This window comes from Smaragdicoccus niigatensis DSM 44881 = NBRC 103563, from assembly GCF_000380645.1.
GTDB lineage: Bacteria > Actinomycetota > Actinomycetes > Mycobacteriales > Mycobacteriaceae > Smaragdicoccus > Smaragdicoccus niigatensis.
On sequence record NZ_AQXZ01000018.1, the window covers coordinates 634,210 to 650,731 of the forward strand.

Genomic DNA, 16,522 nt, shown 5'->3' on the forward strand with positions numbered 1-16,522 from the left:
CACCTCCGCGTGATCTATCCGACTCAATTATTGTGCGGCCAATGCCACAGGTTTGAAAATCGCGATATTCGGCTCACGGCGACCACAACACGCGCTACTACCTGCGCAAATAGCACGAATACGGCAATCGCTGCGCCCTCATTCGGAGCGCACGCGGGAAACCCTGGACACGATGCCCGCCTACCTAATGCGCACTCCCCAAGCTACGCGGCGGTAACCTTGTGATCGTGGATTCGCCGACGACTTCCGACGTTCGAGTCCACACCTCTGTCCTCGATGTGCCCGTCGAACTTCTGCCTCGCCGCCGTCCGACGCAGGAACGAAGCCAGCAGAAATTCGACGCGATGCTGAGTGTCTCGCGTCAACTCCTGACCGAGGTCGGGTTCGAGGCATTCACGTGTGAGGAAGTCGCGTCCCGTGCGCAAGTACCGATCGGGTCGCTGTACCGGTACTTCGCGAACAAGTATGTGATCGTGTCCGAACTCAACCGCCAGGACCTCGCGGCCGTCGGTGAAAAGCTCAAGGAGTTCAACGGCGAGGTGCCGTCGATCGAGTGGCTGCAGTTCATGAACACGTTCGTCGATCACCTCTCCGAATTCTGGGTGAACGACCGTTCGCGCAAAGAAGTGTGGATGGCGATGGAGTCAACCCCGTCCACGCGTCTGACCGGGCAGATTCACCAGAACGAGTTCGCCGCAATCGTCGCCGGCATGATCCGACCACTGGTTCCGCGCACACCCGAGGCCAAGCGAATGCTGATGGCACAGGTCCTCGTGAAGTCGGTCTTCGCGATTCTCAACTTCTCGATTCAGGACGGCCAAGACCAGCAAGCCGCGGTCACCGAACTGAAGCGACTGATGAAGGCCTACCTGCTGGTCATCGAGACCGATTCGCGCGCGGAATTCTGACTTAACCGCTCGGGTCGGGCACATTTGTCCGATTTATCGACAAAACCGGAACATACTGCCCGAACGGCGGTTCAGTGAGGCACTACCGGGCACCTATCGAGCATTGCCGACCGAAGGCACGTTCACATGCACATCACCGCACGCCACACAGCCAAGACTCTCCTCACCCTCGCCCTTGCCACGGGCGGGCTCGCACTCCTCCCCGGCACCGCGTCCGCAGATTTCTGCTACGCGTCGAGTGGCAACAACTTCGTCGGACCGCGCAACGTCAGCGTAGGTACCAGCAACACCTGCGCCGTCGGCGACGGCACCAATAACCGAGCGCTCGCTGTCGGCAGCGGTAACACCGCGGCCGCCGGGACCAACGTCGACTCCCCCGATGCGACGGCGAACAACAACACCGCGATCGCGGTAGGCACCAACAACCAACCACCGCCGGCAGCAACACCGGCAGTAGCGGCGCGACCGCTGACAACAACACGGCCCGGGCGATCGGCTCGGGAAACCTCGTCGTAGCGGGGGCCAACATCGACAGCCCCGGCAGCGCCGCCAACAAGAACACCGCAACGTCAGTCGGAAATCGCAACATCGCTGTCGCAGGCAACAACGTAGAGAGCACTTACAGCACCGCAAACAACAACTTCGCCAGTGCAACCGGTCATGACAACGCAGTCATAGTGGGCGTCACCGTCGGGGGCGACCACGTCGATGCCAGCAACGCCCGGGCCCGGGTGTTCGGACCGTCCCACTAACTATTCTGACGGAACCGATTGGACCGCAGCTGCGTCCAATCGAGCGTGATCAAGCAACTCGTCGTGGCACTCGCTGCGTTTGCCTTGTCTGCCTGCGCCGCGCCGTCACAAGCAACGACGCAGACGCCAGACTTCTGTGACCTGATTTCGGCGCGCGACCTGGCCCGCCAACTCGACGAGCCGATCACGGTCACGAAGCGACTCCTCGAAGGACCGTCCTCGCCGTGGGCTTACTGCCTCTACGGCACGATGACCCAGCACTTCGTCACGCTGAGCGCGCCCATCGCGCACCCCGCCGGCAATATCCACGTGATGGTCGACCCCAAGGTGGCGGATCGAGTCCAGGCGTCGGTCGACCCGGTCCGTGACGACTATCAAATCGCACCAGTCGACCTGCCCGCCGAATGCGCAGCACTGAGGTCCGAGGCGGAAGCGGTCGTCGGCACGATCACGAGCGCCCGCGGCTCGGTCAATCCCGGCGTCTTGACCTGCGATTTCATCGGTCCCGACGGCAGCATCGCCGCGCAGAGCCGACCCCACGTCCTGGCCGAACACACCGTTCTAACCGGGGTGGACATTCTCGACAAGCCCGACGCCCGGCTGAAGGCCACGGTCGGCGAAAACATCCATGTCGACGGAATCGTCGACCACCGCGGCATCGACATCACCGTGCACATCGGTCGCACACAGCTCACCGAGGCCATCAAGGCCTTCGCACAGAAGTTCCTGGAGGCAAGCAAATGAGACGGTCAGTCAAGGCGCTGATGGCAGTCGGCGCAATCGTGGTGGCATCGGGATGCACGGCAAACGTGTCCGGTCTGCCCAATCCTTCTGCGTTGCCCGTCGCGGGATCACCTTCGTATGTCGATGCTCTTGACAACGAAGACAGGACGTTCGTCGCTCAGATGGCCGGGCTTCGAATGCTTGACCTCTGTGGTTACTTCGACATTAAGACCTTGAGCAAGCTCGGCCCGGTTGAACAACCCGATGCGACCCGTGCATCGAGTGGCTGCGTTGTCGGTGTCAACGCCAAGGCCCCGGGCCAACTGATCGAGCTCGACACGGACTTGGTCCCCTCAGTGCTCCGCGGAAAGTGGGACGCCAAACCGATCGACTTGGATGGCAACGCTGTCTACGAACGCTCTCGGCAAGAACCGCGATTCGAGAACCTCGAGAGTTACAGCACCTGCGACCACTTCGTTCCGTTCGCCGCGGGGTACGACCTCCGCATCTCGATCTTCAAACATGGAGAGGTCCCGTTGTGTGACACGTTGAGGTCGATCACTCGGGCATCGCTCAAACACTTCAGTGACAAGCCGCTGCGCGGGAAGTCCGAATTCCACGCGTTCCACGCCGCCACCGTGAGCGATCCCTGTCTGGCCGCCGCCGCGCTGGCCGATGGTGAGGACTTCGACATCGACGTCGAGAACTCCGGCTTCGACCGATGCAGGTTTCACATCGCGGGTCGCCCGTGGACGACAGTGCAGTTGGGCTACACGCTCAAGGGTGCCGGTGGATATCCGGACGATGCCAAGTTCGCCGTCGATGGCATGGCCGCAACGCGGCTCACGCTCAACGACTTCTGCGAGATCACTATCGACACCGGCGATCCGCGCGACGGGCGGCACTACGACCGCGTGGTCGGTCTCGACTCAACGGAAATGGTGAGCACCGTCATTGCGAGAGCGAAGACCTGCGATGGAGCTGAGAAGGCGGCTCATGCGGGCGCAAAGGTATTTCTTGAAGGAATCTGACGACGACCGCGCAGCGCTCTGGGTTCCGCGAAAGTGTTTGGTCGGCGGGGTTCGCGATTGGGCAGGAATTAGATCGGTCAGCGATCCATACCCTGCCCAATCGCTAGGGCTGTCAATCCCGTTCCAGCACCACCATCGCGCCGGCCATCGGTCCGTCGTGAGTCAACGTCACGTGCACCCGAACCCCCTCCAGACACTCCGCAACCCGCCCGTGAAGCTCAACAGCAGGCCGCCCCCAAGCGTCCTTGACGACCTCGATCTCCTGGTAAAGCTGTTCCGGTGCCTCAGGCGCCTGCCCGAAACGCGATGACGACCAGGCCTTCAGAACCGCTTCCTTGGCCGCCCACCGCGCCGCGAACCGCGAAGAATCGGAACCGCAGTAAGCCGATTCAGCAGGAGTGAACACCCGGGCGGCGAACACCGAGCCGGGCCGGGTCAGCTGTTCGCTGAACTCCGGCACCGACACGATGTCCATGCCAATTCCGATTACCGGCATCCGGCACCAGGTACGAGATACACCCCATCCTCGCCGAGTCGCGCGTCGTTCGAGAGCAACAGCGCACCCTCGTCGTCACGCGATGCCACGCGACGGTCCGCGGGACGCTCGTAGAGCGCGTCCCCACCGTGCATGGCGGACGAGATCCGGACCCGACCAGCGATCTCGCGAGCCTGCGCGGCGGCCAGGTACTCCGCACGCTTGCCCTCGGGGATCGACTCGATGAATGCCTGCGGGTGAGCAACACACACGAGACCCGACACGTGACCGAATCCCAGGCTGGTGACGAGACCGGCCTTCAGACCGTTCTCGAACACGAGCGACTTGCGTGCCCACACGAGGTGCTCGAACTTCGCCATCTCGTCGTCGACGCAGTCCAGGCTCCGGTTCGGCGGGACGATTCCCGACCGCAGCGCCTGGCAGAGTCCGATGATCTGGAACGCTGCGGCACCACCCTTGGCGTGACCGGTCAACGACTTCTGCGAGATGACGAAGAGCGGGTTACCCGGCGTCCGGCCGAGAGCCTCCGCGAGGCGCTCATGCACCTCGGCCTCGTTCGGGTCGTTCGCCGCAGTCGACGTGTCGTGCTTCGAGACCACGGTGATGTCGTCGGCGGTGAGGCCGATCTGCGCGAGCGAACGCGCCAGGCCGGAGCCCTGCCGTCCACGAGCCGCACCGACCGCACCGAGGCCCGGTGCCGGAATCGACGTGTGCACACCGTCCGCGAAGGACTGCGCCCAGGCGACGACACCGTGAACCGGCAGGCCCATCGCCATCGCCACGTCACCGCGAGCCAGGAGGACCGTTCCACCACCCGAGGATTCGACGAATCCGCCACGACGGCGGTCGTTCGCCCGCGAGAAGCGGCGTGGGTTGATGCCCTTGGCGGCCATCGCTGCCGAGTCCGCCGTTGCCGACATTTCGGAGAAGCCCTGGATGGCCTCCGCCGAGATGTCGTCGAAGCCACCGGCCACCACGAACTCCGCCTTCCCGAGACGGATCTTGTCGACGCCTTCTTCGACCGACACCGCAGCCGTGGCACATGCCGCGACCGGGTGAACCATCGCGCCATAGCTACCGACGTACGACTGCACGGTGTGGGCCGCGATGACGTTGCCCAGCGCCTCTTGCAGGATGTCGTTCGGACGAGGCTCGCCGAGCAGCTGATCCACCATGAGCGAGCGAAGGGAGGTCATTCCACCCAGACCACTACCCTGCGTGTTGGCCACCAGCGAGGGGTGGACCCAACGCATGAGCTCAGCCGGCGTGAAGCCGCTGCTCAGGAACGCATCCACGGTCGAGACGAGGTTCCACTGTGAGACGCGGTCGAGCGAACTCGTCATCTCCGCGCTCAGGCCCCACTTCGCGGGATCGAAGCCGGTCGGAATCTGGCCGCCGACAGTACGCGTCAGCGTCATCTTCCGGGGCACGCGAATCTCGGTTCCGGCGTGGCGAGTGACCTGCCACTCCGAGCCGTTGAACGCGAACGTGGTGTGCTCCGGGTCAGCCGAGACGAACGCCTTGGCCTCCGCCTCGGAGGCAACGGTAAAGGTCAGGTCCTTGTCGAGGAACACTGACGCAAGCAACGGCACCTGGTGATCGACCATGCCGAAGTCGTCCACGTAGGAACGAATACCGATGCGCGACACCACTTCGTCGTGGAAGCGGTCCGCAATCTCCGATTCGGCGACGGGTTGACCGTCCGCGTCGAGCCAGCCTCCACCATTCGGTCCGGTGGAGTCCCAGGTGATGAGCCCCGTGGACCACGCGAGCTCGATCACGCCAGCAGTCGACAGCCGGTCTTCGACCTCCATCTCGAACCGGGTCCGCGCGCTACCGAGCGGTCCCAGCTCACCCATTCCCACGATGACCACAAGGTCCGAAGGATCGGCCAGCACCTGGCCCCACGCCACATCCGGGGTCTCCGGAAGCAGCGAGGGCGGCGCTGGGAGTGCCGCGACAGTCGGCTCCTCTTCTACGATCTCGGCAGCGGCAGGTTCGGCCGCTGCGCGAGCAAGTTCGGGCAGATCGAGTTCGGCCTCGGACAGTCCACCGGTGAAGTCGGCAACCAGCGGCTTGCCGGCGGCCTTGTCCCGCTCCGAGGCGGTGCACAGTCCGAGCAGTTCGGCAGCCATTTCGTCGGTCGACCAGGTACGGACGCCAGCCTTCTCGACGGCCTCGACCATCGGGTCGTTGTGGCCCATGAGGCCGGTTCCGCGAACCCAACCGATCAACGCATGTGCAATCGTCACCCGCGAAGCCCAGCTACGCTCGGCGCTCCACTTCGCGACGACCGCATCGAGCGCGGCCTTCGACTCGCCATACGCACCATCGCCACCGAACATCCCTCGGTTCGGCGAACCCGGCAGCACGACGTGCAGTCGAGCGTCGAGGTCGTGGTCCGCGTCCTTGCGGGACAAGCCACCGATGAGTCGTTCGACCGACCACAGCAGGACGCGCATCTCGGTCTCCGCACGACCGCCGGCGTCGGTGAGGTCACCCATCACACGAGGAGCGGCGAACGGGAACAGCATCGTCGGCGTGGCCGGAAGCCATTCGACCAGCGAGTCGACGTCGGTGTACGACGCCATGTTCGCCGGAACGACCCACAGCTTGGCACCGCTGCGTGCGTTCGACGCGTACAGCTCCTTGAAGAAGGCCAGGCGCTGATCGTCGAGGCGCGACGTGGTCGCGACAACCGTCGCACCGCCCGCGAGGAGCTGTGCGGTGACGGCGGCAGCGATCGAGCCCTTGCTCGCACCGGTGACGACGGCGACGTCGTCGGCCCAGTCGCCCTTGGTCTCGTGGAGAGCAGCTTCCGCGATCTGACGGTAGGCCTTCGCCAGCAGCGAGCGCTTCTCCGAGGCTGCCTTCTCGGCCCACCACGCGGCCTGGCGAGCGACGGTCGACCCGGCACCACGGAAGCCCGCGGCGTTGCGCTTGTCGCCGAGCCACATGCGAGCGAGGTCCTCTCGCGCACTTGCCCAACGGTCGTCGAGCAGGAGGGCACGACGGTCGTCGAACACCGGCGACACGGCCTTGACCCAGTCCGTTCCGAGTTCCGCGGCGACGAGGTCAGCGAGCTCGCTGCTCGTTGCCTCGGCTTCGGCGGCGGCAACCTCCGGCGACAGGCGCTTGAGGATCATGCGGGCGGCGTCCTCGAGGACTCCGGAGAGTTCGAGCACGGCACCGGAATCGACGACCGTAGCGGCGCCGCTTTCCGTTGCCACCGGCGACACCTGAACGCCGCGGCGGGCAGCCAGCGAAGTCACGGCAGCGTCGATCGCGGACTCGGCGTCGGTGACCTTGAGGCCACCGAGATCGCCACCGCGGACGCTCGATCCGTCCCGAGTCGACAAAGCGAGTTCGACGGTCACGTGCTGAACCCAGCCCGCGCTGAGACCCCAGTAGCTGCTGACGCGGTCACCGATCGCCGACGGCTTCTTGCCCGTCGGTCCGAACACCTTGCGCAGCTGCTCGCCGATCGACTCACCCAGCACCGGGCCAAGCGGCTTGTAGCCGCGGGCCAGCTGTAGGACAGTTCCTTCGAGCGCCGGCAGTGCAGCCTCAGCCGCACCATCGATCTGTCCGAGGTTCAGCTCGGCGCCGAGGTCCATGAGCAGCTGGTTACGACGCGAAGAGACACCGTCGGTGAGACCCTCGATCGAGTCCGTTGCGGTCAGCTGGTCCAGACGGACCTTCGTCCACTGCGCGATGAGCACCTTCGTGGCGTCCGCCGCGGTGAAGGCGATGTCGTCCGGACGGGGGCCCGACGATGCGACGGGTGCCGGCGCAGCTGCCGCAACCGCCGGAGCGGCCTCGACTGCGGCGACGACGGGCTCGTCGTCGATTTCGACCGGGTCGGTGTCGGTCGCGGTCACGATGGCCGCGTCGCGCTCGACGTTCAAGACCTGCGCCTTGACCCCGAGAATCTGAATCGTCTTCGACGCGAGGTTCGCGACGGTCGGCGCAGTGCCGATTCCGACCTCGATGAAGCGCTCGACTCCGAGCTCGCCGAACAGCAGGTCCTGCGTCTCGATCCAGCGCACCGGGCTGGCGAACTGCCAGGCCAGGAGCTCGATGACCGTCGTACGGGCGAGCTTCGCGGGAGTCACCGAGTCGAAGTTCGCGAGAACCTCGTTCAGCGGCTCCGACGGAACGAGATCAGCGATTTCCTGCACGAACTCACGGTCGAGCGAGAACGGCTTCGGCACGAGGTTCGGAATGTAGCGACCGAGCAGAACGCTGTAGTCGATCTCCTCCGGCAGCAGCTCATCGAGCTTGTGGCGGAAGTCCGGAACACCGTCCCGCAGGACTGTCGAGTGGAACGGCACGTCGATACCCGGAACGACGATGAACGCCTTCGGGTCGTTGATTCGACGCTCGAGCGCCTCGATGCCCGCCACCGTGCCGGCGATCGCATACTGCGCGCCACGCAGGTTGAGGTTCACGACCTCGAGGAACTCGTCCGAGTCCTGTGCGACCTCGTTGACGAACCCGACGACGTCGTCGTCGGCGAGGCCGAACTTCGACGGCCGGATCGCGGCCATGCGGTAGTTGCTGCGTCCCTTCGAGTCACGCGGGACCAACTGGTGCATCGTGGTTCCGCGCTGGAACACGACCTCGAGCACGGCTTCGAGCGGAAGCACACCGGCAATCGCCGCGAGGGCCGTGTACTCACCGACCGAGTGGCCGGCGAAGTACGAGTCTTCGACGAAGACGCCGGCTTCGCGCAGCTCAGCGACCTGAGCGACAGCGAGAACAGCCATCGCGACCTGCGTGAACTGAGTCAGGTGCAGAACGCCGTCCGGGTGCCGGTACTCGGTACCGCGGGCCCGGAGGATCTTCGGGTTGTCGCGGACCACGGCGAGAATCGAGAAGCCGAGTGCGTCCCGCGTGTGCTTGTCGGCGCGGTCCCAGATCTTCTTCGCCTCAGCGGAGCGTCCGCGCGCGGCGAGGCCCATCCCCTGACGCTGGATACCCTGGCCGGGCATCGCGTAGGCGGTCTTCGGCGGAGCAACGCGAGCGGTTGCGGTCATGACGAGATCGCCATCCGGATTTTGTGCATTGCTGGCGTGGCACACAACCTCGACGACCTCGGAACCTTCGTGCACACCGACGCGGTCGACGCGGATGGCGACCTCGTCGCCGAGCCGGACCATGCCGAGGAACCGGGTGGTCCAGGCGGTGATACGACCCTTGACGGCGTGCTGAGCGGCTGCCGACAGCCACATGCCGTGCACGATCGGCTCGCCGAGACCGGCAAGCTTCGCGGCGTTGACCGACGTGTGGATCGGGTTGTGGTCACCGGAGACCTGGGCGAACGGACGCATGTCGTCCGGTGCCGTGACAGTCAGGCTCGAACGACGACGACGCGGCGTCGCGGTCGACTCGATCGACTGCGGATCGGTGAGGTCCTCGGCGCCGTTGCGTCCGAGAATCGCGAAACGCTCGACCATCGTGGCGACCTCGCCAACGCGGACCCGAACCTCGATGACGCGGCCGGCGGCAGTGTCGGTGACCGACACGACCTCAGCTTCGACCGGCCCGTCAGCCAGTGACCCGGCGACCTCGATGTGGTGGTCGAGGTGAACGAGCTGGAGCAGTCCTTCGATCGCGTCGAGGTCACCCAGCGCACCGAAGATCGCCGGCCAGCAGGCTCCGACGACCGAGTCCGGGACGATCGAGCTTCCACCGGTCACCATGGCGTGGTCCAGGGCGCGGTTTTCGGACCAGCCCTTTCCGGTGCCGGCAGCGATTCCGAGCAGCGCGCGCATCGACTTGTTGGCACTGTCGGCCGAGATGATCGGAGCGCCACCGTCGGCGCAGGTGGCCGGCACGAGGATGCGCATCGTCAGCGACGAACGTCCCAGCGGGACGGTCAGTTCGACAGTTTCCTTGTCGACGGCATGCAGCGCAGCGCCGTTCAACGACACCGCACCGTTTCCGGACAGCGACCAGCCGGTGAAACGGGCGACCGGGTTGGTCGTGAGGCGACCGGCCCACAGCACATCGGGAGCAGCAAGGACGACGTCGACAATGCCGTCGGCGACCTCGGCACGGCGGCGGGCGGCCACCGGGACGGGCTTGACGCGAACGGCCTTGACCGTGGCGTCCTCGAAGCGAGCCAGCAGTTCACCGATCGGCTCGTCGACCGCAGTGATGCCGGCGACGGCCTCCGTACCCGGGATGATGCACACCTGGTCGGCGCTGTAGCGCGGGTCGTGCGCCTGCCACAGCGAGTCCGAACGCCACCAGCGGCGGACGTCACGATCGACGACCGGCACGAAGTTGACGGGCTTGCCGGGAAGCCGGCACAGCTCGACGAAGTAGGCGATGTCGGCCGGGTGCAGGGTGGCGTGCTCCGCATCCGGGAACGTGCTCACCAGGGTGACGAGAGCCGCATGGGGCTGCTCGAGGATCCGTTCACCGGCGAACTGCGTCGGCACCTGGCCGCGGTCGAACGGATGCAGGCGAGCCTCGGCACGCTGCAACATCTTCTGGAAGCGATCACGCCACGTGATATCGGCCCACAGCGACTCGATTCCGGTGTCGGAAAGGTCTGCACCGAAACCGAATTCGTGGCCCTCGGGACCCACGGTCAGCTGCAGGTAGCGTTCGATCCACTGTGCGTAGGTCATCGTGGCGAGGTCGCCGAAGTACGGCTTCGCCGTCTTCGACAGCGCCTCGATGATCTCCTCGCGGCGAGCCTTCACGGCCTCGCCGTCACCGGCGACCTCATCGAGAAGTCGTCCGCAACGGGCCGCCGAGTTGTCGATCTCGTGGATCGAGGCACCGAGCTGGCTCTTGCCCGACACGACGTTGTCGCTGCCGGTCTCGACGAGCAGCTGCTTGACCTGCGGCGACGTGGTCGCCTCGAGGGCGGCCATCGCCGCGGTTCCGATGAGGATGCCGTCGATCGGCATCGTCGGGTAGTCGTGGCGGTGGGCCCAACGACCGGTCAGGTACTCGGCAGCGCGCTCCGGAGTTCCGATGCCGCCACCGACGCAGACGACGAGGTTCGCCCGCGAACGCAGCTCCGGGTAGGTCTGCATCAGGAGGTCGTCGAGGTCCTCCCACGAGTGGTGCCCGCCGGCCTTGCCGCCTTCGATGTGCACGATGATCGGGACCTCGGGCACCTCCTTGGCGATCTTGATGACCGAGCGGATCTGTGCCACCGTGCCGGGCTTGAACGCCACGTGGCTGATGCCGGCGTCACGGAGTTCGTGGATGAGGGCGACGGCTTCGTCGAGCTCGGGGATACCGGCGGTGATGATCACACCGTCGAACGGAGCTCCGGCTGCGCGGGCCTTCTGCAGCAGACGCTTGCCGCCGACCTGAAGCTTCCACAGGTACGGATCCAGGAACAGCGCGTTGAACTGCACAGCGCGGCCCGGGTCGAGCTGGTCCTTGAGGTCCTCGACACGCTTGGCGAAGATCGGCTCGGTGACCTGACCGCCACCGGCGAGCTCGGCCCAGAAGCCGGCGTTCGCAGCGGCTGCGACGATGCGAGCGTCGACGGTCGTCGGGGTCATTCCGGCGAGCAGAATCGGCGAACGACCAGTGAGCTTGGTGAATGCGGTCTCCACGACGACGCGGCCGTCGGCGAGCTTGACCGGCTTGGGTGCGAATTCGGTCCACGCGCGCTCGATCGTCGGCTCGGCGCCGACGGTGATGAGGGTGCGCTGACCCTCCTGCGTCGAGACGGGGACAACGCCGACGCCGCGACCCTTGAGGAGTCCTGAGGTCATCCGGGTCAGCTGGTCGCCGGTTCCCATGTCGATGATCCACTTGGCGCCGGCGCGAATTGTGTCCTCGACGTCTGCGACCCATTCGACGCGATCCGCGAGTCCGCGGGCCGCGATGTCACGGGTGAGTTCCGGGTCCATGCCGCACTCGCGAGCCCAGCTCGCAGCGAGGTCGGCGGCCTCGAACATGATCGGGTGGTGGAAGCCACCGTTGATTGGCAGGAAGTCAGCGACCGGAGCGGAGCCTGCGGAGCGACCATCAGGCGCAGCGCCGTTTTCCAGTTCGAACTTGACATCTTCGAGGTCGGCGCGCGTACCGCTGACGACCGTGCGGCGACGACCATTGACCATGCCCACGAAAGCGTCCGGTGCAGTGCGAGCGACGACTTCGCGCACCTCGTCCGTGGTGGCATTGGAGATCGCGAGCATGCTGTCGATGCCGTGGCGGCGGGCCATGAGGCGTCCGGCGGCACCGGCTAGCTCGGTGATCGCGAGTAGCGTGGCCTCGTCAACACCGCGCATGGCCTCGACGGCAACGATGCCCTGGCTGTGGCCGATCATCGCCACCGGCGCGACGCGCTTCGGGTCGAGACCGTAGTGCTTGAGCGCGCGGACAGCCGCGAGCTGGGTCAGGAACACACCTGGGATCGCCACCTCGACGCCATCGCCGAGGGTTTCGCCGAACGGCTCGAAGCCGCCCGGGCGGATCACCAGAAGTTCGTCGGCGACCGGCGCGATCATCTCGGCGGCCTTGGCGACGAGCGCCTTGAGCTCTGCCGTCAGGCTGTGCTCGCGGGCGAGGTCAGTGAGTACGTCGTGCCACGTGCCACCCTGGCCACCGAAGGCAAGGGCGTACGGCTCGCCGTCGCGCAGGCGGTCAATAAGAGCCTTACCGCGCGGCATAGGCGCACGGAAGGCAGAACGGGTGAGGGATTCGTCGAGAGTCACGAACATGAGGCTAGCTCACGTTTGTTTCCAAACATGAGACACGCTCACATTATTTTGGTACGACCGTCTGATTTACTCACGAGTATTCTGGAGGAACACGAGGCTACCTCGCGTTTTTTCGTTATAAATTCGTTACCGACACGAATTTGCGGTCAGCTGCCTGCGGTTATAGGTCGGAGACGCCGGTCACAGAACGCCGGTTTCACGCACCGCGAAGCCGGTCGATCTCGCGCCGATCGCGCTTCGTCGGGCGCCCTGCACCGCGCTCCCGAACAGCGATGGCCTCTGCTTTCGGAGGAGGGGGCGGCGATTTGTCGATGAGGCACTGCGCCACGACGGGCGGGCCGACGCGCTTCGAGATCGGGCGTGTCACCTCGACAATCCGCAGACGATCCCCACCGCGCACGACAACCTCGTCGCCCGGCCCGACCGTCGTCGCCGGCTTGGCCACGGTTCCGTTCACCCGAACGTGCCCAGCACGGCAGGCCGCAGCCGCCTGCGAGCGTGTCTTGAACAGCCGGACCGCCCAGATCCAGCTGTCGACACGCGCATTCGAGGGGTCGCCCGACATGACCGCAGAATATCCTCGGTTCTCGTGAGCTCCACCGCTGCCGTGCAGAATCCCGGCCTGACCGCCGCCGAAGTCGCCGAGCGAGTCGCACGCGGGGAGACCAACGACGTCCCGGATCGGGCGAGCCGCAGCGTCTCGGACATTATCCGCGCAAACGTCTTCACCCGGATCAACGCGATCCTCGGGGTACTGCTCGTGCTCATCCTCGCGACCGGATCGCCGATCGACGGCATGTTCGGGCTCCTCATCATCGCGAACAGCGCGGTCGGCATGATCCAGGAGATTCGGGCCAAGCAGACGCTCGACCGCCTCGCGATCGTCGGGCAGGCTCGCCCGACGGTCCGTCGGGACGGGCGGGCGTTCGAGGTCGGGCGTGGCGAGGTCGTGCTGGACGACATCGTCGAACTCGGCCCGGGCGATCAGATCGTCGTCGACGGCGAGACGCTCGAATCGGCCAGCCTCGAAGTCGACGAGTCACTGCTCACCGGTGAGGCCGATCCCGTCGCCAAGAAGCTCGGCGACCAGATTCTGTCCGGCAGTTTCGTGGTGAGCGGCAGCGGCGCCTACCGGGCGACGAAGGTCGGCAAGGACGCCTACGCAGCGAAGATCGCCGAAGAGGCGAGCCGTTTCACGCTCGTTCATTCCGAGCTGCGGAACGGCATCAACAAGATCCTGAAGTTCATCACCTACCTGCTGATCCCGGCTGGGCTGCTCATCATCTACAACCAGCTCGTGTCCAGTGGCGAGCCGCTTCGACCGGCGATCGCCGGGATGGTCGCCGCCCTCGTCCCGATGGTTCCCGAAGGACTCGTGCTGATGACGTCCATCGCGTTCGCGGTGGGTGTCGTGCGTCTGGGCAAGCGGCAGTGCCTGGTTCAAGAACTCCCGGCGATCGAAGGACTTGCTCGCGTCGACGTCGTCTGCGCGGACAAGACTGGAACCCTCACCGAAAACGGTATGCGCGTCGCGCAAGTGCACGACCTCGCGGGGATCGAGACTGCGGATGCGCTCGCCGCACTCGCCGCCGCCGACCCGCGCCCGAATGCCAGCATCCTGGCCATCGCCGAAACCTACTGCGAGAACCCCGGCTGGACGACAACGGCGGTTCTCCCCTTCTCCTCGGCTCGGAAGTGGAGCGGTGTCTCGTTCGACGGCCAGGGCAACTGGCTCATCGGCGCGCCGGACGTCCTGCTGGACCCCGAACACGTCGCCGCCATTCATGCCGAGACAGTCGGCGAGCAGGGACTTCGCGTTCTGCTTCTCGCCTCGACGACCGTCCCCGTCGACCACCCCGACGCCCAGGCCTGTGCGACTCCGTGTGCCCTCGTCGTACTCGAGCAGCGCGTCCGCCCGGATGCGAAGAGCACACTCGACTACTTCGCCAGCCAGAACGTCGAGATCAAGGTCATCTCGGGTGACAATGCGAAGTCGGTCGGCGCCGTGGCGGCGAGTCTGGGTCTGGACGGCACCGCAGTCGACGCGCGCACATTGCCGTCTGGTCGAGACGAACTCGCGGCGACCCTCGAATCCGCAACCACCTTCGGGCGGGTGCGTCCTGACCAGAAGCGCGACATGGTGGGTGCTCTGCAATCCATGGGCCACACCGTCGCGATGACCGGTGACGGCGTCAACGACGTGCTGGCTCTCAAGGATGCCGATATCGGTGTCGCGATGGGCGCGGGTAGTTCCGCCACCCGCGCGGTCGCGCAGATTGTCTTGCTGGACAACAGTTTCGCGACGCTCCCCCACGTCGTTGCCGAGGGGCGCCGGGTCATCGGCAACATCGAACGGGTTTCGAACCTGTTCCTCACCAAGACCGTCTACTCGGTTCTTCTCGCCCTTTGCGTGGGAATCGGCGGGGCCGTTCTCCCGCTGTTCGGGCACGACCCGCTGCCGTATCCGTTCCTCCCCCGCCACGTCACGATCGCGGGTTGGTTCACGATCGGAATCCCGGCGTTCCTGCTGTCCCTCGCGCCCAACAACGAACGGGCCCGGCCCCACTTCGTCTCGCGCGTGATGCGGCAGGCGCTGCCGTATGGCGTGGTCATCGGTTCGTTGACGTTCGTCGCGTACCTGCTGGCCTTCGATGGCCCGGATTCCCGGGTCGAGTCCGGGTCGGCCGCCCTCATCACCCTCATCATGGTGGCGCTGTGGGTCCTCGGCCTCGTCGCGCGACCGTACGAGTGGTGGAAGGTCGGCCTCATCACCTTCTCGGCGACCTTCTATATCGTTCTGTTCGCGCTTCCAGCCACGCGCAAGTTCTTCATGCTCGATCTGGCACAGGCACCGATCGGGATCGCTTGCGGCGTGGCTGGAATTGCCCTCGTCGAGGGCGTGTGGTGGGTGAACCGCAGGTCGGCCTAGGCGGCGGGCGCCAACTGGATGAATACCGGCCGCGGCCGGAATATCAACCGTCCGTGCTCCATGCGGTTACGCAGGGCAGCACCGCGGAACGTGTTGACCGGATGGTCGGCGAGCGCGTTGAAGAGCCACACGAAGAAACCGTTCTCGGTGCTGGCACGGTCCGCGACAACGTCGGCGTCGACGAGTCTGTTCAGGTACTTTCCAGCCGTCAGCAGTCGGATCGCGCCGGCCGAACCTTCGGGCCGGAAGCAGAATCCGTGGTTGTCGGCGGTGTATTCCTGCGCCCGGGACAATGCCGACCCGAGGAACGGAACGTAGGTGACGGCGGCCATGCCGACCATTCGCCAATACGACGTGTGGCCAGCGGCGATGTGACCGACTTCGTGCCCGATCACGAAAGCGAGCGCATCGGGATCACGCGCTTCGCCGCCGATTTCGAACAGGTCGCTGTTGATCACGACGTAGCGGCGGAAGCCATGCCCGACGGACATCGCGTTGATGACGCCGTTACCGAGTACGACATAGGCGTCCGGAACCTTGGACATTCCGAATCTCGCCGCTGCTTGCACGACCATCTGATGTGCCTCCGGAAACTGCGTCGGGCTCAGCTTGACGCCGTTTGCCCGTGGTGCACCTGCGGTGAGGCCACGCAGGACGAAGATGATCAGCGGGACGAAAACGAACAGCGCCAGGTTGCTGCTCGCACTGTCGTCCGTCACGACTTTCCAGATCGCATACGGGTAGGCAACCGCCATGCAAACGATCGCGACGATGAGAAGTGGAATCTCGGCACGGTGGCGAGCGGGCATACCGTAGGGCGACAGCCCGCGCTGGAGTTGTGGTGGAACGCCGGGAATATGGGGCTGGCCCGGGTATGTGCCTTCCGGCCGAAGTTCCGGGTTGTCTACGCTGGTCAAAGCAGTACTCCTGTCAAACTTGGCAGCTCGATGATGCGTGAGCTGCTCTGTTTCAAGTTTTTGC

The 16,522-nt window shown here is 65.4% G+C and carries 9 protein-coding genes; 5 read left to right on the forward strand and 4 right to left on the reverse strand.

From position 1 onward, the window contains the following. The first annotated feature begins 221 nt into the window (after positions 1 to 221). From F600_RS0119310 to F600_RS0119325, 4 genes are all read left to right on the forward strand, one after another. Positions 222 to 908 (forward strand): TetR/AcrR family transcriptional regulator, encoded by a 687-nt coding sequence (locus F600_RS0119310; RefSeq protein ID WP_018162291.1) that lies wholly within the window; start codon positions 222 to 224, stop codon positions 906 to 908. A gap of 126 nt (positions 909 to 1,034) precedes the next feature. Further along, complete coding sequence (locus F600_RS0119315) at positions 1,035 to 1,424, forward strand: hypothetical protein (protein ID WP_018162292.1); 390 nt, start codon at positions 1,035 to 1,037, stop codon at positions 1,422 to 1,424. Positions 1,425 to 1,705: 281 nt separating this feature from the next. Beyond that, positions 1,706 to 2,404: a hypothetical protein gene (locus F600_RS0119320; protein ID WP_018162293.1), complete on the forward strand. Its 699-nt coding sequence runs from the start codon at positions 1,706 to 1,708 to the stop codon at positions 2,402 to 2,404. Further along, positions 2,401 to 3,414, forward strand: coding sequence for a hypothetical protein (locus F600_RS0119325; protein WP_018162294.1), 1,014 nt, complete (start codon positions 2,401 to 2,403; stop codon positions 3,412 to 3,414). The genes F600_RS0119320 and F600_RS0119325 overlap by 4 nt, the downstream gene beginning before the upstream one ends. A gap of 112 nt (positions 3,415 to 3,526) precedes the next feature. On the opposite strand, the gene acpS is transcribed toward F600_RS0119325, so the two are convergent. From acpS to F600_RS0119340, 3 genes are all read right to left on the reverse strand, one after another. Further along, complete coding sequence (gene acpS / locus F600_RS0119330; RefSeq protein WP_026306729.1) at positions 3,527 to 3,910, reverse strand: holo-ACP synthase AcpS; 384 nt, start codon at positions 3,908 to 3,910, stop codon at positions 3,527 to 3,529. Continuing rightward, positions 3,901 to 12,612, reverse strand: a complete 8,712-nt coding sequence (locus tag F600_RS0119335; RefSeq protein ID WP_018162296.1) for a type I polyketide synthase — start codon at positions 12,610 to 12,612, stop codon at positions 3,901 to 3,903. The genes acpS and F600_RS0119335 overlap by 10 nt, the downstream gene beginning before the upstream one ends. A 196-nt stretch (positions 12,613 to 12,808) precedes the next feature. Then, positions 12,809 to 13,177 carry an RNA-binding S4 domain-containing protein gene (locus F600_RS0119340; RefSeq protein ID WP_018162297.1) on the reverse strand — a complete coding sequence of 123 codons (369 nt, stop codon included), beginning with the start codon at positions 13,175 to 13,177 and terminating at the stop codon, positions 12,809 to 12,811. A 24-nt stretch (positions 13,178 to 13,201) separates the two neighbouring features. Between F600_RS0119340 and F600_RS29000 the strand changes: the two genes are divergently transcribed. Continuing rightward, positions 13,202 to 15,541 (forward strand): HAD-IC family P-type ATPase, encoded by a 2,340-nt coding sequence (locus F600_RS29000; protein ID WP_018162298.1) that lies wholly within the window; start codon positions 13,202 to 13,204, stop codon positions 15,539 to 15,541. Here the strand turns inward: F600_RS29000 and F600_RS0119350 are convergent. Beyond that, on the reverse strand, positions 15,538 to 16,458 hold the full coding sequence (locus tag F600_RS0119350) for a M48 family metallopeptidase (RefSeq protein ID WP_370670696.1): 921 nt from the start codon (positions 16,456 to 16,458) through the stop codon (positions 15,538 to 15,540). The genes F600_RS29000 and F600_RS0119350 overlap by 4 nt on opposite strands. Positions 16,459 to 16,522 lie beyond the last annotated feature (64 nt).

Excerpts from the sequence above, each read along its gene's own strand:
- F600_RS0119315 (WP_018162292.1), top strand. The coding sequence starts at position 1,035 with ATGCACATCACCGCACGCCACACAGCCAAGACTCTCCTCACCCTCGCC.
- F600_RS0119340 (WP_018162297.1), bottom strand. The coding sequence starts at position 13,177 with ATGTCGGGCGACCCCTCGAATGCGCGTGTCGACAGCTGGATCTGGGCG.
- acpS (WP_026306729.1), bottom strand. The coding sequence starts at position 3,910 with ATGCCGGTAATCGGAATTGGCATGGACATCGTGTCGGTGCCGGAGTTC.
- F600_RS0119325 (WP_018162294.1), top strand. The coding sequence starts at position 2,401 with ATGAGACGGTCAGTCAAGGCGCTGATGGCAGTCGGCGCAATCGTGGTG.
- F600_RS0119335 (WP_018162296.1), bottom strand. The coding sequence starts at position 12,612 with ATGTTCGTGACTCTCGACGAATCCCTCACCCGTTCTGCCTTCCGTGCG.